25 protein-coding genes are annotated in these 24,957 nt (G+C 44.7%); 7 read left to right on the forward strand and 18 right to left on the reverse strand.

Annotation, left to right across the window (positions count from 1 at the left end):
* Positions 1 to 72 precede the first annotated feature (72 nt).
* Complete coding sequence (gene murJ, locus J5X91_RS05915) at positions 73 to 1,653, reverse strand: murein biosynthesis integral membrane protein MurJ (protein WP_254910748.1); 1,581 nt, start codon at positions 1,651 to 1,653, stop codon at positions 73 to 75.
* 253 nt (positions 1,654 to 1,906) lie between these two features.
* Between murJ and rpsT the strand changes: the two genes are divergently transcribed.
* On the forward strand, positions 1,907 to 2,167 hold the full coding sequence (rpsT, locus tag J5X91_RS05920; protein ID WP_002958225.1) for a 30S ribosomal protein S20: 261 nt from the start codon (positions 1,907 to 1,909) through the stop codon (positions 2,165 to 2,167).
* Between the two features lie 174 nt (positions 2,168 to 2,341).
* Here the strand turns inward: rpsT and J5X91_RS05925 are convergent, their stop codons facing one another.
* Positions 2,342 to 2,725: a response regulator gene (locus tag J5X91_RS05925; RefSeq protein ID WP_011327605.1), complete on the reverse strand. Its 384-nt coding sequence runs from the start codon at positions 2,723 to 2,725 to the stop codon at positions 2,342 to 2,344.
* 104 nt (positions 2,726 to 2,829) lie between these two features.
* On the opposite strand from J5X91_RS05925, the gene J5X91_RS05930 reads away from it, so the two are divergent.
* Together J5X91_RS05930 and J5X91_RS05935 are read left to right on the forward strand one after the other, a co-directional pair.
* Positions 2,830 to 3,273 (forward strand): hypothetical protein, encoded by a 444-nt coding sequence (locus tag J5X91_RS05930; RefSeq protein ID WP_041454670.1) that lies wholly within the window; start codon positions 2,830 to 2,832, stop codon positions 3,271 to 3,273.
* 106 nt (positions 3,274 to 3,379) lie between these two features.
* Complete coding sequence (locus J5X91_RS05935) at positions 3,380 to 3,625, forward strand: hypothetical protein (protein ID WP_011327603.1); 246 nt, start codon at positions 3,380 to 3,382, stop codon at positions 3,623 to 3,625.
* A gap of 202 nt (positions 3,626 to 3,827) precedes the next feature.
* On the opposite strand, the gene J5X91_RS05940 is transcribed toward J5X91_RS05935, so the two are convergent.
* The 16 genes from J5X91_RS05940 to J5X91_RS06015 form a co-directional block, all read right to left on the reverse strand.
* Complete coding sequence (locus tag J5X91_RS05940) at positions 3,828 to 5,405, reverse strand: amidase (RefSeq protein ID WP_208834237.1); 1,578 nt, start codon at positions 5,403 to 5,405, stop codon at positions 3,828 to 3,830.
* Positions 5,405 to 6,286: an SDR family oxidoreductase gene (locus tag J5X91_RS05945; RefSeq protein WP_089367919.1), complete on the reverse strand. Its 882-nt coding sequence runs from the start codon at positions 6,284 to 6,286 to the stop codon at positions 5,405 to 5,407. Before J5X91_RS05945 ends, J5X91_RS05940 begins: the two co-directional genes overlap by 1 nt.
* A 14-nt stretch (positions 6,287 to 6,300) precedes the next feature.
* The gene (locus J5X91_RS05950; protein WP_011327600.1) at positions 6,301 to 7,452 is read right to left on the reverse strand and encodes an acetyl-CoA C-acetyltransferase; all 1,152 of its coding nucleotides are present in this window, start codon (positions 7,450 to 7,452) and stop codon (positions 6,301 to 6,303) included.
* Complete coding sequence (locus J5X91_RS05955) at positions 7,449 to 8,513, reverse strand: acyl-CoA dehydrogenase family protein (protein WP_208834238.1); 1,065 nt, start codon at positions 8,511 to 8,513, stop codon at positions 7,449 to 7,451. Before J5X91_RS05955 ends, J5X91_RS05950 begins: the two co-directional genes overlap by 4 nt.
* Positions 8,514 to 8,524: 11 nt before the next feature.
* The gene (locus J5X91_RS05960) at positions 8,525 to 9,688 is read right to left on the reverse strand and encodes an acyl-CoA dehydrogenase family protein (protein WP_208834239.1); all 1,164 of its coding nucleotides are present in this window, start codon (positions 9,686 to 9,688) and stop codon (positions 8,525 to 8,527) included.
* 8 nt (positions 9,689 to 9,696) lie between these two features.
* A complete protein-coding gene (locus tag J5X91_RS05965) occupies positions 9,697 to 10,449 on the reverse strand; it encodes an enoyl-CoA hydratase family protein (protein ID WP_208834240.1) in 753 nt (250 codons plus the stop codon).
* A 3-nt stretch (positions 10,450 to 10,452) separates the two neighbouring features.
* Positions 10,453 to 11,568, reverse strand: coding sequence for a nitronate monooxygenase (locus tag J5X91_RS05970; RefSeq protein WP_208834241.1), 1,116 nt, complete (start codon positions 11,566 to 11,568; stop codon positions 10,453 to 10,455).
* A 2-nt stretch (positions 11,569 to 11,570) separates the two neighbouring features.
* The gene (locus tag J5X91_RS05975) at positions 11,571 to 12,440 is read right to left on the reverse strand and encodes an enoyl-CoA hydratase (RefSeq protein ID WP_011327595.1); all 870 of its coding nucleotides are present in this window, start codon (positions 12,438 to 12,440) and stop codon (positions 11,571 to 11,573) included.
* Positions 12,440 to 13,246, reverse strand: a complete 807-nt coding sequence (locus J5X91_RS05980) for an acyl CoA--acetate/3-ketoacid CoA transferase subunit beta (protein ID WP_011327594.1) — start codon at positions 13,244 to 13,246, stop codon at positions 12,440 to 12,442. The genes J5X91_RS05975 and J5X91_RS05980 overlap by 1 nt, the downstream gene beginning before the upstream one ends.
* Before the next feature lie 14 nt (positions 13,247 to 13,260).
* On the reverse strand, positions 13,261 to 14,136 hold the full coding sequence (locus J5X91_RS05985; protein ID WP_208834242.1) for a CoA transferase subunit A: 876 nt from the start codon (positions 14,134 to 14,136) through the stop codon (positions 13,261 to 13,263).
* Complete coding sequence (locus tag J5X91_RS05990; protein WP_011327592.1) at positions 14,136 to 15,026, reverse strand: VOC family protein; 891 nt, start codon at positions 15,024 to 15,026, stop codon at positions 14,136 to 14,138. The genes J5X91_RS05985 and J5X91_RS05990 overlap by 1 nt, the downstream gene beginning before the upstream one ends.
* 192 nt (positions 15,027 to 15,218) lie before the next feature.
* A complete protein-coding gene (locus J5X91_RS05995) occupies positions 15,219 to 16,154 on the reverse strand; it encodes an OB-fold domain-containing protein (protein ID WP_011327591.1) in 936 nt (311 codons plus the stop codon).
* A gap of 1 nt (position 16,155) precedes the next feature.
* A complete protein-coding gene (locus J5X91_RS06000) occupies positions 16,156 to 17,367 on the reverse strand; it encodes a thiolase family protein (protein ID WP_208834243.1) in 1,212 nt (403 codons plus the stop codon).
* On the reverse strand, positions 17,367 to 19,235 hold the full coding sequence (locus J5X91_RS06005) for a long-chain-acyl-CoA synthetase (protein WP_208834244.1): 1,869 nt from the start codon (positions 19,233 to 19,235) through the stop codon (positions 17,367 to 17,369). Before J5X91_RS06005 ends, J5X91_RS06000 begins: the two co-directional genes overlap by 1 nt.
* 20 nt (positions 19,236 to 19,255) lie before the next feature.
* Positions 19,256 to 19,891 (reverse strand): nuclear transport factor 2 family protein, encoded by a 636-nt coding sequence (locus J5X91_RS06010; protein WP_208834245.1) that lies wholly within the window; start codon positions 19,889 to 19,891, stop codon positions 19,256 to 19,258.
* An 8-nt stretch (positions 19,892 to 19,899) separates the two neighbouring features.
* Positions 19,900 to 20,643 (reverse strand): SDR family oxidoreductase, encoded by a 744-nt coding sequence (locus J5X91_RS06015; RefSeq protein ID WP_208834246.1) that lies wholly within the window; start codon positions 20,641 to 20,643, stop codon positions 19,900 to 19,902.
* Positions 20,644 to 20,913: 270 nt separating this feature from the next.
* Between J5X91_RS06015 and J5X91_RS06020 the strand changes: the two genes are divergently transcribed.
* The 4 genes from J5X91_RS06020 to J5X91_RS06035 all read left to right on the forward strand — a co-directional run.
* Positions 20,914 to 21,768: an alpha/beta hydrolase gene (locus tag J5X91_RS06020; protein ID WP_208834247.1), complete on the forward strand. Its 855-nt coding sequence runs from the start codon at positions 20,914 to 20,916 to the stop codon at positions 21,766 to 21,768.
* A gap of 42 nt (positions 21,769 to 21,810) precedes the next feature.
* Positions 21,811 to 23,931, forward strand: coding sequence for an FAD-dependent oxidoreductase (locus J5X91_RS06025; RefSeq protein ID WP_208834248.1), 2,121 nt, complete (start codon positions 21,811 to 21,813; stop codon positions 23,929 to 23,931).
* A gap of 146 nt (positions 23,932 to 24,077) precedes the next feature.
* The gene (locus J5X91_RS06030; RefSeq protein WP_208834249.1) at positions 24,078 to 24,542 is read left to right on the forward strand and encodes an SDR family NAD(P)-dependent oxidoreductase; all 465 of its coding nucleotides are present in this window, start codon (positions 24,078 to 24,080) and stop codon (positions 24,540 to 24,542) included.
* A 33-nt stretch (positions 24,543 to 24,575) separates the two neighbouring features.
* Positions 24,576 to 24,957 (forward strand): transposase domain-containing protein (locus J5X91_RS06035; protein ID WP_208834250.1); only part of this gene is annotated, 382 nt, incomplete at its 3' end.

Genomic DNA, 24,957 nt, shown 5'->3' on the forward strand with positions numbered 1-24,957 from the left:
TTTTTAAGCGAGTTATTAATTCACAACTCAAAATTGAATGAAGTTGCAGAGTTGCCGATTATAATCTTTTTTTTAGTTCGATTCAGTAATTGCTACACTTTTTATCGTATTTAGTCGCACACCCATCAAAAATAACAGCGTAAAGTAACTTAACCCTGCAATTGCTAGCAACACTAGGAGTAAAATAACCTGTTCGCTAAAGTGCCAAGTCGTCCAACTATACTGCTCGCTGGTAAACCAAACCAGTAACCCCATAACAATACTTGCAACAAAGCATTTAAGGGTAAAATATAAGCTCATTGACGAAAACTGATACACATTTTCTTTTTTAAGCTGCCTGTAAAGCAAAAATGCATTACAACTTGCCGACATTGAAGTAGCTAATGCCAATCCTAAATAACCAATAAAAGGCGCAAGCATTATATTAAACACCATATTAAGTACCAAGGTAATAATACCAATGCGCACTGGGGTTTTAGTATCTTGGCGGGCGTAAAATCCAGGGGCTAATACTTTTATTAGCATAAAGCTGACTAAACCAACCGAATAAGCCATTACCCCTAAGCTCACCGCTTTAACATGATCAATCCCCGCTTCTTTAAATGCACCATGATCAAACAACACAGTAATAATAAGTGGGCTAATAATCATTAACCCTATCATAGCAGGCAGGCCCAAAAATATTACAAAACGCACCCCCCAATCTAAGGTATGCTGAAAATCACTGCTTTTTTTACTACTGTGTAATTTTGACAGTGCCGGTAAAATAACCGTTGCTATACCAATACCAAATAATCCCAGCGGAAACTCTATTAAACGGTCTGAGTAATACAACCAAGCAATTGAGCCGGTCATGAGTAATGAAGCAATAACGGTATCGAGCAATAAGTTTATTTGGCTAATAGATACTCCAAACAAAGCAGGCAGCATTAATTTACGTACTTTTTTTACATTTTCGTCTTGCCAAGCCCAGCGCGGGCGCGCCAACATTTTTGCCCGATATAAAAAAGGCAACTGAAACAGTAATTGCACCACACCACCAATAAATACACCGATAGCTAATGCATATGCACCTACCGAAAATTGGTCATGTAAAAAAATAGCACACGCAATAATAGATATATTTAATAACACTGGGGTAAACGCAGCCACAGCAAAGCGGTTATATACATTCATAACCGCCCCACTTAGCGCCACAAGGCTTACAAAAAACAAATACGGAAATGTCAGCTTTAATAATGCACTGGCAAGTTCAAACTTTTCGCCATCAGGGCCACCTTGCCACCAATCTATAAACCAACCTGTGCCAAATAGTGCAGCAATAACCGGAGACGCAACCACACCTACAATTGTCACTATTAATAAAATAGTGCCTAAGGTTCCTGCTGCTTGCGCAACAAAAAGTTTAACCTTGTCGTCGCCTTGCTGCTCTTTTATTTCGCTTAATACAGGTACAAATGCTTGAGCAAACGCACCTTCTGCAAATAAACGACGTAAAAAGTTAGGAATTCGATTAGCAAACAAAAAAACATCGGCCGCAGCACCGGCTCCCAGGAGGTTTGCAACAACCGCATCGCGAACTAACCCTAAAATACGCGATATCATTGTCATACAACTAACAATCATACCGGAGCGAAATAAACCTTTTGACACCGCAAACCCACACTAAAAATCATTAAGATAAGTAATTATGCCATAGTCTTTTTTATAAATCGCTTTAAAGCACTAGGCTGAATCCTCATGCTTTGTTACAATGTCGATATTAACTGCTAGAGCGGCAAATTGATGTTCGTTATAAGGAGCAGTTTTTCTTGGATTGTCAAAATTAAATTGACATTCATGATAAAAACAGGCATATTCCACGGCCTTTAATTTAAGCTTTATTTAAGATTGTTAGGAGCAAACCTTGGCTAACATCAAGTCTGCAAAAAAACGCGCTATTACAAGCGAAAAAAACCGTCAGCACAACGCAAGTCGTCGTTCAATGATGCGTACTTACTTCAAAAAAGTAATCGTAGCTATTGAAGCTGGTGATAAAGAAGCTGCACAGCAAGCTTTTTCTGTTGCTACACCTATCCTAGACCGTTACGCAACTAAGGGTCTAATTCACAAAAACAAAGCTGCTCGTCATAAGAGCCGCATAGCTGCTAAAATTAAAGCACTATAATTTGTTTTTGCAAGAATATAAAAACCGGCCTTGGCCGGTTTTTTTTTGCTTTATATTTAATATTTACAGCATTAAACAGGTATGTAGCCAATTCATACAGCAAAATCATCACATATTCTTATTTAGGGCAGTTGCGCTTAAATAAGCGCTTTTAATAAAATGGCGCGTAAGTTATTAAACCCCTTCTAGCTCGGGATAAAACTTTTTCAGCATAGCTGCTATTTTTTTAGGAGAGAAAGGCTTTACCACAAAACCTTTAGCCCCTTTATCAATTGCATCTTTTACATTTTCAACCCCTGAGTGCGCCGACACCATAACCACGTTTGTTTCTGGGTTCAGTTGATTAATTTGCTCAATTAACTCTTTACCATCGCCATCAGGTAACTCTATATCTAAAAAAATCATGTTATAATTTGCAGCACGACACTCATTAATACATTGTGCGGCAGTTGATGCTTCTTTTACGTTTTCTATGCCTAAATGCATCAATGTTTGGCTTAAAAAGCTGCGCACAGTACTAACGTCATCAACGATTAAAATTGCAAGCTGCGTGTTCATATTTGATCCTTATAGGCTAAAAGCAATGTTTGCAAATGCTATCATTTGCTTTAAATACAGTTATTTATTATAGAGAACTACACCAAAAAGGCCAGATTTGCTTTATGTCTACAAATACAAAAAAACAATCATTACTAGGTAAAGCACCTAGAAGTACAAAAACAACAAAAAACAAGCAAAACCGCAGTACGGCTACAAAGCCTAATAATATTAAACAAAGTGCTAATACAAGCGCTAACAATAAAGCAGCGCAAAAGTCTAAAAGCAGCTTGCTGACCACGCTTGGACTATTACTATTTATAATAATTATAATCCCTAAGCCTACACTGCTTAGTTATCATAAATTAGGTATGGTGAGTAATAGCATTTATTGGCCTGGGGTATTTGGTTACGGCGCAACGCTCCTCGATTCAAACTTACAGCCACAGCTAGACAGTAAGCGTAAGGCACTTTATTTATGTACTGATACGGTTAACTCAAAAAGCTGTCAAAAATATAAAGTAATTGCCGATAATGGAATTATTGCGGCAATAAAAGCTTACTTTTAGCATTAAAAAAACTAATCTGAAAATTTAAAATTACTTGGTTGAAAGGTGTGCAAAAGATCAACATAATGGCGCTCCTTTTTTCAACAAATGAACTATTGAAACTACCATGCTGAACGAGCTAGATTGGCTTTTAAACACGATATTACTTGCACTAGGTTTAGGTGCATTCTTTATTAACCAACTCACATTACTGCGTATTGCCGCGGTTAGTGCCTGTGGTTTGCTATTTTTATCATTTAGCTTAGATCTTATGTCGTCGAGTATTGTTTCGAATATGAGTTTGGTGTTAATCAATACATTTTATTTGTTTAAAGTTTATACTTTTGGGCAATTTACTGTAACCCAAAATTAAGCACTTCTCCTTAGAATATTTTATAGCCCAGCTTAGCTGGGCTTTTTTTTGCCTAATATTTAACAACCAAGCTGATTGCAGCTACTGCTAACTCATTACGATAGTTAACTGCAACTGAATTAACGCCGTATAGTTACTACTTTACAACTAAAAAAGAGCCTAGTTGGCTCTTTTGCTGCTTAGCATCTCTATATTTTGTGCCTTAGCTTAATATAGGCGGCCTTTTATCTGCCCACGGAGCGGCTTGCTCTAATTGCGCGGCCAGCGTAAGCAACTGCGCCTCACTGCCATACGCACCGGCAAACTGCACACCAATTGGCAAGCCATTCTTATTCCAATGCAGTGGCACCGACATTGCTGGTAAACCTGTCATATTAAATAACGCTGCAATGGGTGATGCTTTTAATACCTGTTGCACAAATGAGTCGTAGGGTTGATTTAAACTAAGTTCACCAATTTTTGGTGGTGGCGCTGTGGTCACTGGCGTCAAAATAAAGTCGTAGTCGTTAAAAAACACGTCAAAAGCTTGCCCGCCTTGATCAAAGGCACTCCGGGCGGCTAGCATTTGCTGAGCTGTAAATTCTTTAGCCCGCTGCAGGTGTCCCCAAACAATGGCTTCAAATTCGTTTTCGCGTGCTGCACGCCCTAGTTTTAATTCTCTAGCTTGTACCGCATTAAGCATACCGCTTGAAGTGGCTATGCCCATGCCGTTAAACATTTGCTCAAGTGGCAAGGTTGGCTGTGCTACTTCAACAATATGGCCTAAACTAGTCAGTAATTTAACGGTTTTATCTAAGGCGTCGCTACAATCTTGATGCACAGGGTAACCAAACGGATGGCTTTGCATTAATGCTATTTTAAGAGGCTTTGGTTTGGCGTTAACCGCAGCTAACATATTATCGTTGGGCAGGGTAACACGCGACCCTGGCTCTGCCCCTTGTGTTAGCTGCAGCAGCAATGCACTGTCGCGCACACTGCGGGTAAGCGCATGATGAACCGATAACCCCATTGAGCTTTCTAAGTTAGTGGGGCCAGATGCCACCCGGCCACGGCTTGGTTTGAGCCCAAATAGTCCACAATGCGATGCAGGTATACGAATAGAGCCGCCACCATCGCTACCATGAGCTGCGGGTAAAATTCTCGCGGCAACCGCCACTGCAGAGCCTGCCGAGGAGCCACCACTGCTATAGCGGGTATCCCACGGGTTAAGCGTGTCGCCATGTAAGCTCGACTCACCTGTAGGCGTTTGACCAAACTCAGGACTGGTAAGCTTAGCCATAATATTTAGTCCCGCTGCTTGATAGCGATTAACTAAGGTTGAATTTTCAGCCACACGGTTATCTTTAAAAAAACGACAACCATTAGTGGTAATAGTACCGGCCATAGTTACGCCTAAATCTTTAAGCGCAAACGGCACTCCCAACAGCGGCGCGCTGGCCATTTTAGCTGTTCGCTGTGCAGTGCTTAATTGGTTTAACTTTTGTGCTTGCTCACGCGCTTGCTCAAAATGATTAACGGCTATCATATTAAGCGCAGCATTTGCTTCAAACCTTGCAATTGCACTGTCGGTTAATTCTAATGAGCTAATATCGCCTTGGCGTAATAAATCCGCCATGGTCGACATATCCCAACTGTCGTAGTCACCAAGCGGCTGTTTAGGAGTGTTTACTGTTGCAGCCGCCGATGCTTGACTTGCAAGTGATAAACCTAGCATAGACGCACCACCAATTGCGCCGCACGCCTGTATAAGTCGTCGTCTATCTAAATCTATCTTAGTCATTATTTACTACCCCATACCTTTTGTGGTGCCACAGCTTGGGCATTTAATTGATCAATCACGCCGGCAATTTCATTTACATTTAAGCGTGCGCCTTTATCAATAGTAGGCCCAGTGCGCCAGCCATCACATAATGAGATACGCCCGCCTTGCGTTTCAAATATTTGCCCTGTTACGGCAGATGATGCCTCACTGCCTAACCAAACAACCAGCGGCGCTACATTTTCCGGTGCCCAAGCATCAAAGCTATCATCTTCTGGCTTTTTCACTAGATCAGGCATTGCTGATTCGGTCATTGCAGTGCGTGCTGCCGGTGCCAATGCATTAGCAGTAATACCGTAACGCGCCAATTCCGACGCTTGTACTAAAGTAAGCGTAGCAACACCGCCTTTTGCCGCAGAATAGTTTGCTTGCCCTACCGAGCCTTGTAAGCCTGCGCCCGAGCTGGTGTTTATAATACGTGCAGCTACTGGGTTACCTGCTTTTGACTGATCGCGCCAGCGACGGCTTAAAATATTGGCTAAACAAAAGTGCCCTTTAAGGTGCACCCGCATTACCATATCCCAGGCGTCTTCATCTGAATTAACAAACATACCATCGCGCAGTACGCCGGCATTGTTAACTAGCACATGCACTTCGCCAAAAGCGGCAATGGCATCATCTACTATCTGCTGCGCCGTAGCCGTGGTAGTAATATCGCTGCTATTAGCAATTGCTTTACCGCCGGCAGTAATAATTTCATCAACCACTGCTTTTGCAGCATCAAGACGAATGTCGTTCACTACCACATTGGCGCCTTCTGCGGCAAAGGCAAGTGCATAAGCACGGCCTAATCCACCGCCACTTCCGGTAATAATAACTGTACGCTGTTGGCAAATACCCATACCTTTCTCCTTAATTATAATCGTTCAATGATAGTGACATTGGCTAAACCGCCGCCTTCGCACATTGTTTGTAGGCCATAACGCCCGCCTGTACGCTCTAATTCATGTAATAATCCGGTCATTAAGCGCACGCCGGTAGCGCCAAGGGGGTGGCCCAGTGCAATGGCACCACCATTAACATTAGTTTTTTCATGGCTGTAACCGGTTTCTTTTAGCCATGCCATTACTACAGAGGCAAACGCTTCATTAATTTCTACTAAATCAATATCATCAAGCGTAAGATTCGCTTTTTTTAATGCCGCGATAGTAGCTGGAATAGGTGCTCTAAGGTGCCAAATAGGATCATCTCCCAGCACACTAACATGATGAATACGCGCTCTTGGGGTCAGGTTATATTTTTTTAATGCGCGCTCAGACACAATAAGCATTGCTGCTGATGCATCACACACTGAGCTCGAAACCGCTGCGGTAATACTTGGGTAAGTAGGGTCAACCGGCTCAAGTTCTGCCATTTTAGCCAAACTACTTTCTCTAGGTGTTTCATCAAATGTTAATCCTTCAATCGCCACTATTTCGCGATCAAAGCGTCCCTCTGCTGCGGCTGCTAATGCACGGCGATGACTTTCTAGCGCAAACACTTCCATATCGGCGCGGCTTATACCCCAATGTTCAGCAATGCGCTGAGCGGCATAAAACTGATTTACCGGCGCATCGCCAAAGCGGGCATGCCACAATTTACTCTCTGCAAATGGCGTACTAAAGCCAAGTGGTTGCCCGGCAAGCATTGCTGACGAAATAGGAATTTGCGTCATTGTTTGCACGCCCCCTACCGCTATCACATCTTGCGTGCCGCTCATAATCGCTTGCGCAGCAAAATGCACGGCTTGTTGCGATGAGCCACATTGTCTATCAACCGTTGTACCCGGTACATTCATTGCTAGTCCCGCCGCTAACCAACTGGTGCGGGCAATGTTTCCTGCTTGCGAGCCGATCGTGTCTACACAGCCAAAAATCACATCATCGTAATCTTCTGCTGGTATGTTATTGCGCTCAACCAAAGGTTTTAATACTGCTGCACCTAAGTCTATGGCATGCACATGGGCAAGGCCCCCTTTGCGTCTGCCTGTAGGTGTACGCAGTGCGTCTACAATATATGCATGGGTCATAGTATCGCCTCAAAAGTTTTAGAAGGAGCCAAATCGACATCAGAGTTAAGTACATAATCTTGCACTCGTGCACGATGAAAAATACTGTCACCCCAGGTGTTGTTTAATGCCCAACTGCGTTTCATAAACATTTGCAGGTCTACTTCCCAGGTATAACCCATAGCACCGTGGATTTGAATCCCGTGGCGCGCTGCAAGTGCGGCTGCTTCGCTGCAAAAATTACGCGCTTGTGAAACATGCACGTCTGTTAAAGGGTGGTTATTTTCTAGTGAACACGCCGCGCGATACAGTACTGGTTTTGCAATTTCAATTTTTCCTGCTACATCAGCCAAATGGTGCTTAACAGCCTGAAAGCTACCAATTGCTTTGCCAAACTGTTTACGCTGTACACTATAATCAACGGTTAAATCGAGCATGCGCTGCGCTAAACCGAGTAATTGCCCAGCAACCGAGAGCGCCCCGCGATTAAGCGTGTCATTCCATATTTTTTTGCCCGCCTCGCCCTGTGCAATACAGGTTTCGGCTGTTGGCTGCCAAGTTACTTGCGATAAGCGGCGCGACGAATCAATACTTAAATTAACGACGTTATCCACTTGCTCACACGGTACTAAATGCACTTCATCAGCGTGTTGCATAAGTAGCACCTGCGCTAAATGTGCATCCGATACCAGCTCACTGCATTGATGGCCAATAGCTAAGCGCAGCTCACCATCACAAATTTTAGCTAAGTAATCAGCTTTACAAACCACGCTATCATCAAGGGCTGAAAATACGCCACTGCCTACATAAGCCGTATCGGCAAGCGAATCAGGAATAGCGTAATAACCTAGCTCTTGAGTCATTAATGACCACGCTATATCGCCCATTCCCAAACCACCAAACTGCTCCGGCACCGATAGCGCAGTAAGCCCTTGCTCTGCCATTTTATTTCTTAATTCGGGAGAGCGACCCGCGTCGGTTTCCCATATTTCGCGTAGTGTTTCTGGTGCTGCTTCAGTCATTAAAAAACGGCTGATAGCTTCACGAAACATTAATTGGTCTTCAGTAAAGGTAAAATCCATAGTTTCACTCGCTATCTAGGTAGGCCAAGCATACGCTCAGCAACAATATTTCGTTGAATTTCATTGGCACCCGCATAAATTGGCCCAGCTTGAGAGAATAAAAAGCCGTTTAACCAATAACCATGCTCCTCGGCAAGTGGTGCCGATGAGAGTAACTCACCACAAGTACCCAAAATATCCATCGCCGTTTGATGAATGAGCAAATCTAGCTCTGACCAAAACACTTTATTTAGGCTCGATTCAGCGCCAATTTTATCGCCATGACTAATACGTCCTACAGTGTTGTAAGCCGACAACGCATAGGCTTCTGCATCAGCCCAACATTTAGCCACCGCAGCACCAATGGCTGGGTCGCGATCGGCAGCCGCTTTGTTATCCCGGTACAGTTGTACTAGTTTGCGCACAGGTTGCTGAAAACGCGCCGGTGAGCGCAGCAACAAACCCCGCTCAAAACCTGCCGTTGCCATTGCCACATGCCAGCCTTTGCCTTCTTCGCCTATGCGGTGTTCAACCGGTACTTTGACGTTATCAAAGAATATTTCTGCAAAGGCATCTTCGCCATCCAGCGCTTTAATTGGGCGAATAGTTACGCCCTGTGCATCCAGCGGTACCATTAAAAAAGACAAACCATGGTGGCGCTGCGAACCTGCTTCTGAGCGAAACAAGCCAAATGCCCAATCGGCATAAGTAGCACGGGTAGACCAGGTTTTTTGGCCATTCACAATGTAATGGTCGCCATTAAGAATTGCTTTACTACTAATATTGGCCATATCTGAGCCAGCATTGGGTTCCGACCAGGCTTGCGCCCACATGTCTTCACTTGATGCCATACGCGGTAAAAAGTGCGCTTTTTGTTGCTCCGTACCAAATTCAAGTAAAGTAGATCCAAGTAATAGCTGGCCATTTTGATTTACTCGCCCAGGTGCACTTGCGCCGTAATATTCTTCTTCAAAAATAAGCCAGTCGATTAAGTTACACCCGCGGCCGCCATATTCTTTAGGCCACATAACCATAGAAAAACCCGCTTTATGTAGCTTGCGCTCCCATTGACGATGCAGCTCAAAGCCTGCTTTGGTGTCGTAAGTGGGCAGTTTTTCTGCAGGTACATTTTCTGCAAGCCACTGGCGCACTTCCATACGGAAATTTTGTTGCTCTGTTGTATAAGTTAGTTTCATAGTCGGCCTCAAAAATTCGCTTCGCGTTTGTCTACAAACGCGCGGCGGGTTTCAGCAGAATCTGGGCTGGTATAAGCTTGTAGCGTAAACCCTTGCTCCCAACGGTATTTAGCTTCTAGGTCACCGTCTTCAATACCATTTAGGCTTTCTTTAGCAATGCGGATCATATCGGAGCTTTTTGCTGCAATTTTGCTGGCAATTTCCAGCGCGGTATCGCGTAACTGCTCTTTAGGTACAATGCGTTCAATAAAACCATATTTATCGGCATCTTGTACCGAAATAGTTTCGCCAGTAAAAAACAAATAACGTACTTTTTGCACCGGAAATAAGCGCTGTAAATGCGCGCCGCCGCCCATAGCGCCACGATCTACTTCTGGTAGCGCAAAAGTGGTACATTCTGACGCCACCACAATATCGGCCGCACCAGTAATACCAATACCGCCACCCAGCACATAACCATGCAGTGCAACTATTACTGGTATTGGGCACAAATGTACCGCTTTAAACGTTTCGTAATTGCCAGCATTAACGCTAACAATACGCTCTGGGTATTGGTCCAACTCTTTAATATCAACACCGGCACAAAAACCACGCCCTTCTGAGCGAATAATTAATACCCGTGCTGCCAAATTTTTACCAATACTGTTGATCAGGTCGGCGAGCGCTTGCCATTCAGCACTGTCGAGTGCATTTACCGGTGCTTTATTTATAATTATTTCGGCGATACCGTTTTCGATATGGCTTTTAAATGCTGGGTTCATAGCTTAGGCCTCTTCTTCGACTGACCGGTTAGTCCGGTGGGTTAACAATTGCTCAAGGCAGGTGTCTGCCTCAGCGATAATTTCGTTTATTAGTGTCTCAACGCTAGGTAAGTTATTTATTACCGCCGCCACTTGGCCGCTGGGTAAAATACCTTCGTCGGGTTTACCTTCAACCATAGACTTTTTAATTAACACTGGTTGATTAGCCGACATTACTAATGTTGCTGCGGCTTTAGGATCTTCACGCAGACCATTAAAAAACACTTTGAGCATATGCAGCGATGTCATGCCGGTTTCTTTTTGCCAATGGCGCGCACTTTTTAGTGCCAACCATAAGCGCTTAACACCACCCGAGCGCTCTAAATCATCAATAAATGGCGTGTTGATCATCCGGTGACGCAGGCCATCTACCGCGGTAGAAATGCGAATATCGGCACTGTCTTTAGTATCAAGATAACGCTGCTGGGTGACTTTTGGCGTGGGTGCATCGCAGGTCAGCAAAAAGCGCGTGCCCATTGCCATACCTGCAGCGCCTGCGCCTAATACTGAGGCCAAACCACGCCCGCACGAAAAGCCCCCTGCGGCAATTACTGGTACCGACACCGCATTTAACACTTGCGGTAACAAAATAGTGCTCGGTACGCTGCCAGTATGACCGCCCCCTTCACTGCCTTGAATGGTGATCATATCGGCGCCCATGGCAACCGCTTTTACTGCATGCTTTACTGCGCCTACGGTGGGAATGCACAGCACACCTGCCGCTTTGAGTCGCTCAATAGTGGCTTTATCGGGGCCGCGTCCGTAGCTCACCGCACGCAATTTGTAACTAATAGCTAAATCAAGACATTGCTGCGCGTTTTCTTGAAACATATGAAAATTAAGACCAAAATTACTGGTCCCTGTGGCAGCAATTACTTTTTTTATGGCACTTTCCACTTCTTCAGTGTTCATCGTCGCGCCAGCTAAAAAACCAAAACCGCCCGCACGCGTTGTTGCTATTACTAAGTTTGCATCAGAGACCCAGCCCATCGCCGTTTGAATAATCGGATAACGACAGCCCAGTGCCTCTGTTAACGGCGTATTCCAGCGGCCATCGGCATTATTGTGCTCTGTGCTCATATTTATTTTTCCTTGGCTGCTGATTTATTGGCTTGAGCCATCGCTTTCGCGTCAAAGCCACCTAAGCGGTCACCCGATATTGTTTCGTTATGCGCATGCGCAAAATGATGCAAACCAAACGCCATATCCATGGTTGAACGTTTACCCATTAAATCTTCGGCGTTATTAATTACTTGCTTAGTTAATTGCAAACCCAGTCGTGGCATTTGTGCAATCTGATTAGCTAAAGTAAAGGTCGTCTCTTCTAAATTATCCCTCGGCACTACGCGATTCACCATGCCCATTTGATAAGCACGGTCTGCCGACATACGATCCCCCGTAAATAAAAACTCTTTGGCAATACGTGGATTAAGCTCGTGCACATGCGCAAAATACTCAACCCCAGGAATGCCCATGCGCACGACCGGATCAGAGAAAAATGCTTTGTCATCGGCAATAATTAAATCACATACCCACGCCAACATTAAGCCACCAGCCACACAGGCACCTTGTACCATAGCAATCGTTGGCTTAGGTAAATCGCGCCAGCGACGGCACATTCCTAAATACACTTCGTGCTCGCGGGCATATAAAAACTCACCGCCGGGCTTATTAGCGTGATCGTAAAAAAGGTTAGTACGATCAAAGCTTTTATCAACATCGCGCCCAGGGGTGCCAATGTCATGGCCGGCAGAAAAGTGCTTGCCGTTGCCGGCAAGTACAATTACTTTTACTTCGTCGTCGTTACACGCAAGCTGAAAAGCCTTATCTAGCGCGTAGGTCATTTGCGAGTTTTGCGCGTTGTTATATTCAGGACGATCCATGGTAATAACCGCCACTTGAGCGCGAACTTCGTATAACACTACGTCATCTATTGTTTGAACTTCACTCATTACGACTCCTCTGGGCGTACACCCGGTGGGTTGTCTTTTAGCTGTTTAGCTCTAATATTGTGCGGATCCAATTTAGCAATTAACGCTAACTGCTCAGCTGTAGGCGCTGGTGTGGTTGGGGTGTTTGCCTCAACGTGAATTTCAAAGCCTGTTTTTTCAATTACTTCTTGTACACTCACACCAGGGTGAACGCTCACTAAACGCAATTGATGCTCTGGACCTTGCCAATCCATTACACAAATATCGGTGATCACTAAACGAATATCGACATCCGATAGCTGATAACCTTTTGGCAAACGTGCTGGGTTGTAACCAATTGAGCACACCACATCACATTCTTGCTCTACAAATACGCGTTTACTGTGGCTTGGCACAAAAAACGAGTTAGCATGGCTAATTGAGTTACCCGGTAAACCACGTACGCCTAACATTTGTATTTTAGGTTTGTCGTAGTCGCCCCCCAGGGCTGAAATATTACTTTGCCCGTACTTATCAATTTGCGTTGGCCCTATCATGGCGTGGCGTTTACGGCTCCACACATTGTCAAAAATGCGTGAAAAACCCATCCATGTTTCGTTACGCTGTACAAAATCATCGCCACGTGCGCCAATCGGATTTGGCTCACTCAGTAAGTAGGCTTCTGAGTCTGTCATCATTAAATCTGGGTTGTTAGTACTCATAGAAATACTCGCCGCTAAACGCGGAATAACCCCAATGCCGGTGGCAAGCACTTCACCATCGTTATCAAATGCGGTTGCTGCGGCACAAATCATTAATTCTGCCAAGCTGTATTGAGTTGCTGTCATTTTAATGTCCTGCCTTAGTAACTTGTGTTAGGGATTTGACGGATCGCATCGATGCCGCCTAATTTAGCTTGATACTCTTGCTCTGATTTATTGTTAATAAATTCATCAAAGTAAGCACTAAAGCCGCCTTCTTTTGCGTATTTGTTATATTGCAGCAAATGTTTATTATCAATGCCGTAAAATGGCGGACAACTGCTTGGATGCGCGCCACCAGGTACTTCACTTACGGCTGTTGTTAAGCTGCGTTCCCAAAATACTTTATCTGCCGCTGTGCGATCATAAAAATGATCGCTGCTAACCAGCTTGTCGCAGGTGACATAGCTTTTATTTGCTGCGCGTACAAACCAATCGTCTAGGTAATGATCAGGACCTGAAATCTGGCAAACACCACGCTCATCAGCATGATCAACATGTACCAATGCAGCGTCGAGTTTAAGCGCTGGCATTGCCACCCATTCTTTATCGTCATAGGGGCTATAAATCACTTGAATATCTGGGTTGTGGGTAAGTACATCTGTCCCTAAACCAACTTGAGTTGGAATATAAGGACAACCCCATGCCGCAGCACGAAGGCCAAGTAACAACATACCTTCGTCAATTTCCATTAGCTCAAGCTCGCCGTGTTCACGGGCTTTACGAAAAAAAGGTTCTAGTGGAATAAAGTCTAACGATACAAACGCAAAGATTAATTTTTTTACTTTGCCAGCTGCGCATAACATGCCCACATCGGCACCGCCATACGCCACAATCGTAAGATCTTTAAGATCCGATTTTATAATTTCGCGAATAAGTGCCATAGGTTTACGGCGCGGGCCCCAACCACCAATGCCAATTGTCATGCCATCACTTAGTTCAGCCACCATTTGCGCTGTTGTTTTTACTTTATTCATTATTTTTCTCCTACTGAGAAATCGTGGCCCCACAGGCTCACTCGGCTAAATTCAAAAGCGCAATGCTCTTCCCAGTTTTCAACTTGCAGACCACCAAAGCCATACTCTAAATCGAAGCCTGATGGTGTTTTCATATAAAATGAGGTCATTTTGTCGTTAAGATGCTGACCTAAAGTGGCCGACAGCTGTACTTGATGTTGTTGTTGTCTGTCGTGAGCGCGGCCTACTTCTGTCATGTTTTCAACTTCGACCATGGCATGCACGCAACCGCTTGGTACCGGAAATTCACAAATAGCTAAACTGTGGTGACGTGCGTTACCACAATGCATAAAGTAAATGCGAATTGGATCGGCCTCTGGTGCAGGTTTAAAGTTAAATAAGTCTGATAATTCAAACCCTAATACGTCGGTTAAAAACGCAAAGGTTTCATCAAAATTTGGCGCAGGTAATACCGTGTGGCCAAGGCCCATGTCGCCGGTAATAAAAGCGGGTACACCTTGAGGAGAAGTAAACGGTTGGCAGTCTGAAACATGACCCCAATAAAGCTCGTGGCGATTACCCGCAGGGTCATTAACTATGAGTATATTTTGTACGCGGCGCTGCTCACATAAGGCTTTATTAGCCTCTTCAAAGGCAATGCCTTTATCAAGTAATGTTTGTTTAGCATTGTTGTAAGCTTTCGCACCTGTTAGTTCCCAACCAGAGGCAAAATAGCGCTTGTCTGCGCCGGGTATAACCAACATGCGGTATGGGCGCTCATCCATTTTGATGTAGAATCCACCGTCGTCAGTTGGCGCCGTCATCATCCCTAATACTTGCTCTGCGTAGTGTTGCCACTCTTGTGGAGCGTCAGTCTGTGCTACGAAATAACCTAATGCGCGAATATCCATGAACCCTCTCTTACAAAATTGTGATTAGGTTCATTATTAGGGCAAATTACTAATGCTTCATCGTCCATTGAGACTAACCAAAAAAACGAAAAAAAAGCATTAAGAGTCATAAGCTTAAAACTAAAAAAACAAAAAGCCGCTGAGCAATAATGTTGCTCAGCGGCTTTATATTTACCAAATTATTTACAGTGTTTAGCGATACAGGATCACCAAATCGTTGATCACACTTGGTTTATCATTGCCAACCACATGAATGTTCATTTCTAGGGTTAATTGCACCCCTTTGTGCGACACGCTAATGTCTTTTACCTTACTACGGCCATAAATAGTTGCGCCCGCAGGCACTGGCGCAGGAAAACGTAAACGGTTTGAGCCATAGTTAACCATATTATTAAAGCCGATAATTTCAAATGGTAGTGCAATCGTTAAACGCGACTGCAGCACTTGTACTAACGAGCCATGGGCAATGGTGGTTTTAAACGGGCTATCTGTTTTTGCGCGCTCAGGATCGGTATGCAACCAGTAATCATCCCCCGATAAATCGGCAAAAGCGTTAATCAGGTCTTGATCAACAACAACCACATTACTCCAGTCGGTATATTTATTATCGGCCAGTGCATAAAGCGCAGCAAGGTTACTTAGCGGTACTTGTACTTGCCCTTTGTCGTTGCGTTCAAGCCCATTGAGCGGATTAATATATTCACGCACACCACCGGCATTATTAATAGAGGTAAAACGTAGCAAGGTATCGCCATCACTACTCACTTTATCAAACACCGCTTTAACAGGCATGCCTATTTTAATGTCTTGCTCTGCCACATCTATTAACGTGGTATTGATACGAACGCCTTGAGCTAGTTCGACCACGGCTAATGCTTGCGGCATTTCGTCACTAAATTCTGGCATAGTTGGAATACGTGTAAGGGTGTATGAATATAAGGTGCCCTCACCGCTCACTTGTTGCCACTGCAGCTCATGCGCTAAACAATGACTACAATGATTACGTGGAAAAAACACCCACCCTTCGCACTGCTTACATTGCTGAATTTTTAACTGATTTTCTTTTAGCGCCTGCCAAAATGGTGCAGAAATTTTTGTTGCGACTGGCATAGGTTTTAACGTTGCCATACTAGCCTCCTTGTAATATCAATGCGCCCTGCTCACTCATCACGCCACCGGTGCCACTAACAAATACATTGTCACACCTTTTTAGCTGTCGTTGATCGGCAGAGTTTGAAATTTGATGGAAAGCCTCAATAACTTGAGAATAACCGCCCGCTGCTGCAGCTTGGCCAAAACTAAGTTGCCCGCCGTGGGTGTTCATCGGAAAGTCGCCTTTAAAGGTGAGGTTATGCTCTTTAATAAAGCGCATGCCTTCCCCTTTAGGACAAAAGCCAGCATCTTCAAGTGATAACAACACAGTAATGGTGTAACAATCATAAATTTGCGCTGCATGTATATCTTTAGGCGACAGCCCGGCCATAGTAAACGCACGCTTTGCGGCTTCGGCAACTGGCGTCACTGTCATATCTTGCGCATACGATGGCGATTTAAATGATAAACGCTCACCAAAACCGGTAATAAATGCAGGGCGTTTTTTCGCTCTTGCAGCCACTTCTTTAGAGGCCACAATAACCGCCGCGCCACCCGATACCGGCATGACTATTTCTAGTACATGCAGTGGGTCGGCTACCATTTTAGAAGCTAATACCTCTGCAATTGTTAGCTCTTTGCTTTTAAAAATAGCGTCATTGTGGTATTGCGCATTAAAGCGCTGATCGACTGCTATTTTAGCCATAGCCGCTTGATCGTACCCATATTGCGCTGCGTAACGCTGTGCAATCATTGCATAACCGGTGTTTTGTCCCATGTGACCATAGGGCAAATCAAACTCTGCTTCTGGTGCGCCAAATGCCGTACTGTGGCCGCCATAGCGCATAGCTTGCGCCATCCAAGCTGGGTCTTCATTTGGTGCCATTGGTGCCATGCGAGCGGGAATAACACACAGTACCGCTTGGCATAACCCCAGCTCAATCGCTGCCGCTGCACGCCAAATTTGTGCAACTGCGGTACAGCCGCCTAAATCAACTACTTCGGCAAAGTTTACTTCTATTCCTAAATATTCTGCGGCCATTGCCGGCACAAATACTGAGGCCTCGTGAAAATGTGGGCCATTAATAACCAAACCATCTAAATCACTTTTTTGTAGCCCAGCATCTAATAATGCTTGATTGGCTAAGTCGGCCACTTGTTCTAAATGAAACATTTGCGGCGCGGTTTGGTATTTCTCTGGTTTATATTGCGCCGCACCAACAATCGCGGCGTTTCCTGCTAAGCCCATTATTTTTCCTCCTGATTGCTACAGAACGGTAAAAATCCTGCCGCTTGCAACGCACTTTCACAGTATGGCTGGTAGCAGCCTAACTTATCGTTACGTATGTAAATTGGCTCATTACACGCTACTGGGTCATAACCTTGTTTTTGTAAGTCGACTTTACGCAGTTTATAGGTTGATGTCATGTCGGCGGCTTTGCTTACCCTAATAAACTGAGGGGCGGCGTAATTAGGCACTTTTTCTATGGTTAAAGCATAAAACACTTGTGGATCAAACTGCCGCCCTGGTTGCATAACAATGGCCGCCATACCTGCTCGTCCCTCATTTTCAGGAACCTGTACGCCATAAATATTAACCAGCTCGGCGCCATCGTATTCAGCCAAAGCGGTAGCCACTTCTTGCGATGATACATTTTCACTTTTCCAGCGATAGGTATCACCAATGCGATCTACAAAATAAAAATAACCGTTGTCATCGTAGCGCAGTAAATCGCCCGAGCGCCAATAGGCGTCACCTTGCTGAAACACATTGCGTAAAATTTTCTGCTCAGTGCCTTGTTTTGAGGTATAGCCCTCAAAGCGCCCGCCACCAAAATCAGGCATGTTAATTATCATTCCCAGCCCTTCCCCTACTTCGCCGGGTTGGCAAAGTACATAGTGGCCGTTCGCATCTTTAACATGGGTTTCGGTTTCGGTGTCAAACTTCACTAACCTAAAATTGGTGCGATCCCAGCGCGGCACGCGACCACACGAACCAATATAGTTATCTAAATTAAGTAAGTTAGTATTCGCTTCGGTAGATCCCCACCCTTCTAGCACGTCCATTTCGCCAAAGTACTCAAGCCAACGATGCCAACTGGTTTCGGTTAAACCGGCGCCTAACATGCAGCGCAGTTGATGATCTTTTGGCTTAATTCCCGTGGCCTCGGCGTAGTTAAGCAGGTAGCGGCAAATCTCACCTATGTATTGGCAAACGGTAATGTTATGCGATTGAATATCATCCCAAAATTGCCTAACACTAAATTTACGCCTAACCACTATGCTTGACCCCGCCGCTAGCGCAGTTGAAGTCACCGAGGTGGCTGCAGCGCCGTGGTATAAAGGTAAACAACAATAAAATACGTCATTTGGTGTGGCGTCAATGGTTTCAACCATCACATCACCCGAGGTTAACCAACGCATATGGCTGTAAATCGCCGCTTTAGGTAACCCGGTAGTGCCTGAGGTAAAAATAAGTAAGGTTGGGGTTTCGCCCACCGTTGAGCCACGTGCCTGCTTACAACTTGTGCCACTGCGCGCAGCAACATCGCTATCAAAGCTGCTATCAATCCACTGAGGAAGTTCTGGTTTATCAACTACTTCATCATCGCCTACTAGCCAAATTGACTTATTTGCCAGCTCTGGTGTTTCAATAAAACGCTGCACACACTCTTCACCAACAATAACTACATTGGCATCTGTGGTGTTAATTGCATGTTCAAGCACGCTGCCTTGTACTTGGGTGTTAATAAAAGCGACCACTACGCCCAGCTTGGTTAAGCCAAACCATGCAAAGAAAAACTCCGGCCGATTTTCAATTGCAATCGCGCACACATCACCTTCCATTAAGCCGCGTGCCTGTATTGCTTTTGCAAATTTACTTGCTTGGGCATCTACTTCACTGTAGCTGTAGCTTTTTCCTTGATAAATTAAGAATGGCGCATCGCCTTGTGCTGCTGCTTGCGCTTCAAGACGGTCGGCAATGCTGTACTTTTGCGACGGACTAACCGAACGTACTGCTAGTGCGCGCTTATCCATTTTTTGTTGTGTGGCGGCTCTAGATACTGGCGCGTTGTCGAGACTTCCAGCATAAGGAATTTTATTATTGTCCAACATATTATCTCCTTTGGTGTTAATCAACGAACGCGGATTTTAGGTGCTGGGGTATCACCCCGTATGGTGCGCAAAAACTGTTCAAGTGGCGCAGGAGTTGCCACTTCGGGTAACTCATCAGGGTTAGGTCGATGCTGCCAAAACGACTGCCATGATGGGAATAAATCATGAAAGGTGCCGGTGTAAGGTTCGCGACCCGGCCAGCGCATTTTCATATCGCCAATTGGCGCTGAATTTATATCGCTGGCATACCAATAACATGGCAAACGACGGCGGAAATACCACACCCCATCAATGCGTTGATAATCGTCCCAGTACAGCATTTGCATCAGTACCCATTCACGCCCGGTTTCATGCTCATTTTTAGAGTAGACAACACCAATGGCGTTGTTCTCATCAACAAACTCAATAATATGCTGCCCTAAATGATGCGACGTGCCGGTAAATTGATCGCGCAGGGTTGAATCAACCCAGGCTTTTAAATGAGCTCGGCCGCTTTTCCCGCCCCCGACACGTACATCGGGAGCAAATAAGCCTACATGTGCGTCAATGTCACGCATATCTAATGACAACGAGTATTTACCCGCGAGCTGACGAATTGACTCAATAGACTCTAAGCGGTCAATTCGTTGTTCAAGGCTTGAACTTAAGTCACTCATATTCACTCCTAAATAAAGGCCATGCCGCCATTTACTGCGATATTTTGGCCGGTAATAAAGCCAGAATCATCACACGCTAAAAAGCTCGCTACTTTGGCAATGTCTTCACCTTCGCCCATGCGCGCTAATGGAATAGCCGCGATCATTTGCTGCGTCCACTCCTCTGGAATATCAGCCATCATGGGTGTATTGGTTGGCCCTGGTACTATGGTATTTACCCGAATACCCACTGGCGCTAGTTCGCGTGCCATACTACGCGTAAGCCCCATAACACCCGCTTTTGATGCGCAATAATGACTTGGGCCTTCGCCGGTTAATGCCGCCGTGCTGGAAACATTAATAATGCAACCCGATCCTTGGGCTTGCATAACTTTCGCCGCCTCACGACAACATAAAAAAGTACCGGTTAAGTTAACTGCAATCACTTTATCCCAGTGCTCATCTGGGGTATCAACAAATGCATCGATAGAACCCACACCAGCCACATTTATAATGGCATCGAGTCGGTCAAATTTTTCCACTACAGCGGCAATGGCATCACGTACTGAGTCGCTTTTTGCAATGTTGGCAGTAATAGCCACAATATTGCCGGCAACGTTTGCATTTAATTCATTAACGCTGGCATTTAATGTATCGGCGTTAATATCTACCGCAGCGACATTAGCGCCTGCAGCAGCAAAATAACTTACTATTGATTGGCCTATGCCTTGCCCTGCACCTGTTACTAGCACAACTTGATCCTGATGTTTCATTTTTATCCCCTTGCTTTTCTCAAGCCAATTTGGCGTATCTAGAGCAACATTTGCAGTCGCACCAATATTAATTTTCCAATTCATACTGGGATATGTAATAAAAACCAGCATCGTCCAATAAGACTAACCAGCACAAACAAAACACTGGTCTAAATGGACGATGTTTTAAGCAAACGAGCAACGCAGTATTGAGTAGGAAAACTATACAAATAAGCAGAGGTAGTGAGCGTTCATTACCTTGTTAGCAAGGCAAAATTAGGAGTAAGAGTTTTGAATCAGCAAACAACTAATCCAGAGCAAACACAGGATTTACCGTTACCACTGGGACACTTTGTTACCCTAGAAAACGGCCTTAAATTACATTATTTAGAGCAAGGCCAAGGCCCTATTGTTATTTGGCTTCATGGTAGTGGCCCAGGAGCAAGTGGTTTTAGTAACTTTAAAGGCAATTATCCTGAATTTGCTGATGCGGGCTATCGTAATATTGTGCTCGACTTACCTGGTTTTGGCCGCTCAGATAAACCTGATGACGTTAATTACGATTTAGCTTTTTTTGTCACAGCACTAAATGGTTTTATTAACGCTCTTGATTTGCCTAAGGTGACTTTATTAGGTAACTCTTTAGGCGGTGCTATTGCGCTGGGCCAAGCACTTGATTATCCCGATACGGTAGAGCGCCTAATTTTAATGGCCCCGGGTGGTGTTGAAGAGCGCGAAACTTACTTTGAGATGGAAGGTATAGTGCGTATGGTAGAAGTATACAGCCGCGGCCCTATGGGTGTTAACCAAATGCGCGAAGTAATGTCGTTACAACTTTTTGATTCAGCTGTGCTTTCTGATGATATATTAGCAGAGCGCGCTGCAGTGGCAGTAACTCAACCCGCTAATTTATTTAGCACTATGATGGTGCCAAACATGACCGAACGCCTTGGCGAGCTAAACTGCCCAGTGCTTGGCTTTTGGGGCACTAACGATAAATTTAATCCACATCAAGGCATGCATAAAATTTTGGATAACGTACCAACAGCGCGCTTTATTATGCTTAATCGTTGTGGTCATTGGGTACAAGTAGAACATCAACGCCTGTTTAACAGCAGCTGTATTGATTTTTTACAACACGGCTAATACAGCACCTCAAAAAACATAAATAATAAGAGGTAATAATCTATGTCACATTATCAGCACTTGCTTAAACCAGGGAAAGTAGGCGGACTAACACTGCGTAACCGCATTATGATGGCGCCAATGGGCTCTAATTATGCTGACCCTGATGGCCATTGTAGTGAGCGTATTCAAGCTTTTTATGAAGCCAGAGCAAAAGGCGGTGTGGGCCTTATTACTATGGGATCTATTGCTATTGCGTTTCCCGCAGGAACTGCCGAACCTTATCAGGTGGGTATTTCTAAAGATGAGTTTATTCCTGGATTAAAAGCACTTACCGAGCGGGTGCATAAGCATGGTGCAAAAATTGCGGTGCAATTACAGCATGCTGGTAAAACGGCAGTACGCGATTTAGCCGAAGGCCGCGAGCTTTGGGTGCCTTCACTGCCCCCTGCGCCACCACAAAGCGATATTATGCAAGCGGTGACACCAACAGAATTAAGTACCTTTGTTAGACCTCCAGCAGATAAACCCATCACCATAAAAGTAATGGAAAAAGCCGATATTGTCCAAATGGTGGAATGGTTTGCCGCAGCGGCAAAACGTGCCCAGCAAGCGGGTTTTGATGCTATTGAGCTGCACAGCGCGCACTCGTATATTTTGGCGGGCTTTTTATCAAGCTACTATAATAAACGCGATGACGAGTATGGCGGCAGTATTGAAAACCGCGCACGTTTATTACTCGAAGTAATTGCCGCAATACGCGAACGTGTTGGTCAAGATTTTCCATTGTGGGTACGCCTAGATGCGCACGAACTCAACACCCCTGGCGGTATTACCCTTGAGGACTGTATTGCAGTGAGCAAAATGGTTGAACAAGCGGGTGTAAATGCCGTTAGTATTTCTGCTTATGCCACATTAACCACAGGCTCTGCATTTACCGCTGCGCCGCTAGTACATAAACCAGCAGGCTTTTTAGATTGGGCTGCAGCAGTGAAGAAAGAAGTATCTATACCGGTAATTGCCGTTGGCCGCTTAGAGCCCGATATTGCCGATGCAGCTATTGCCAGCGGTAAGTGTGATTTTATTGCAATAGGACGTAAATTATTAGCCGACCCCGAACTGCCTAATAAACTCACCGCAGATCGTGAAGCCGACATTCGTCCCTGTATTTATTGCTATGTATGCGTAAGTCAAGTATTTATTAACCAGCGGGTTAAATGTGCCGTTAATGCGGCAACAGGTAAAGAATTTGAACTAAAAGTAATAATGACCGATAAGCCCAAACATATTGTAATAATTGGTGGCGGGCCTGCTGGCATAGAAGCTGCTGTAACCGCCAGTGAACGAGGCCATAAAGTAACCTTGTTAGAGCGCAGTAAACGCTTAGGCGGCACATTATTTTTTGCAGCGCTGGCCTATCCCGAAAATGGCAAGTTACTCGACTACCATTTAAGGCAACTAGCCCAATCTAAGGTTACAGTAAAACTGAATACCACAGCGACTCCGAAATTAATTAGCACACTAAATGCCGATGAAGTGTTTGTAGCAACCGGCGCCAGCCGTGGCATGCCCGACATACAGGGTTGTGAGTTAAGCCACGTTTGGTCTGGCGAACAACTTAGACAGTTACTTACCGGCGAAGTAAGTACTAACACTAGCAATAAGCTAACCGCGCTACAGCGCTTAATGTTAGGAGCGGGCAACACCCTTGGCTTAACAAAACACGTAGATAAATTACAACGCTTATCGCATTTATGGATGCCACTTGGCAAGCGCGTCACTATTGTTGGCGGTGGCTTAGTGGGCTTAGAGCTGGCCGAGTTTTTAGCTGAGCGTGGCCGCGAAGTGACCGTTATAGAAGCCGGACGTAACTTAGGCATCGAGCTGAGTATTGTTAGGCGCTGGCGGGTACTTGATCATGTTAGGCAATTAGGCGTTACTTTAATTACTCAGGCAGACGTTACTGCTATCGATACCCACGCTGTGCACTATAAAGTGGACGAGCAACCCCGCAGCTGCCTTGCCGATACCGTAGTAATGGCAACGGGTATTACCACTGATAATAGCTTAACAAACAGCTTAATTGCAGCTGGCCATACAGTAAAAGACATTGGTGATTGTAATGACGTTGCCTATATAGAGGGTGCAATTAGTGCCGGTTATAAAGCTGGCTTAAGCTGCTAATAGCCACTAATTACTAACTACTAACACTTTTAACATAGGGGCACTCGCCCCTATTTTATTACCATAATTAAAGCTGCTGCCTTTTTATGGCTCAGCAAGAACCTCAGCAATAATACTTACAACTATTTTAAAGCGAGAAACTAACAATGAAAAACGCTACACATTTAACCAATAAAGTCGCCTTAGTTACCGGTGCCGCACGGGGTATCGGTAGAGCAATATGCCAAGCACTGGTTGACTCTGGAGCCACTGTTATAGCCACTGATATTTTAACTGAAGAGCTTAACCAAATGGCGCAAGAGCTTGGCGACAAGGTTACGCCAATGACACACGATGTAACCGATGAGCTACAATGGCAGTCGATCGTATCAGCAACTTTAGAAAAGCACCAAAAAATAGATATTTTAGTTAATAATGCGGGGATTTTACTGTTCGCAACGCTCGAAACCACAGAGCCGCAGCAGTTTCGTAAATTAATCGATATTAATATTACCGGCACCTTTTTAGGCTTACATAGCGTGATCCCCTGCATGAAAAAAGCCGGCAGTGGCGCTAATGCCGATCAGTTAAGGTTAATTGATCGGTTGACCGATCTAAATGATCGTGAATAATCCGTAATTAGTTTCGCTAATTACGGTTTTTTTATGGATATTCAAACAGCTCTTTCAACCACTTTCTCATCTGCTGATGAATTTACAACGCTTGATAACTTATCTGGCATATTAGATCCCGAATTACTTAACCAAGCTTTTAAAAAGTCAGGTGTCGCCACCGTTCGTAAACGTCGCTTACCACTCGATGCTGTCGTTTGGTCTGTGATTGGTATGAGCTTATTTCGTCATGAATCTGTTTGGGATATAGCCTCTAAAATGGACATCGCATTACCAGGTAAAGGGAAACTAGTTGCCCCTAGTGCCATGGTTCAAGCGAGACAACGCTTAGGTGAAGGTGCTGTCGAGCAGGTCTTCAAGATGATGGCGTCACGGCATTATAATCATGCCCACTTTGATACATTTTGTGGCTTAA

The sequence above is a fragment of the Pseudoalteromonas sp. K222D genome (genome assembly GCF_017653575.1).
GTDB classification, from domain to species: domain Bacteria; phylum Pseudomonadota; class Gammaproteobacteria; order Enterobacterales; family Alteromonadaceae; genus Pseudoalteromonas; species Pseudoalteromonas nigrifaciens.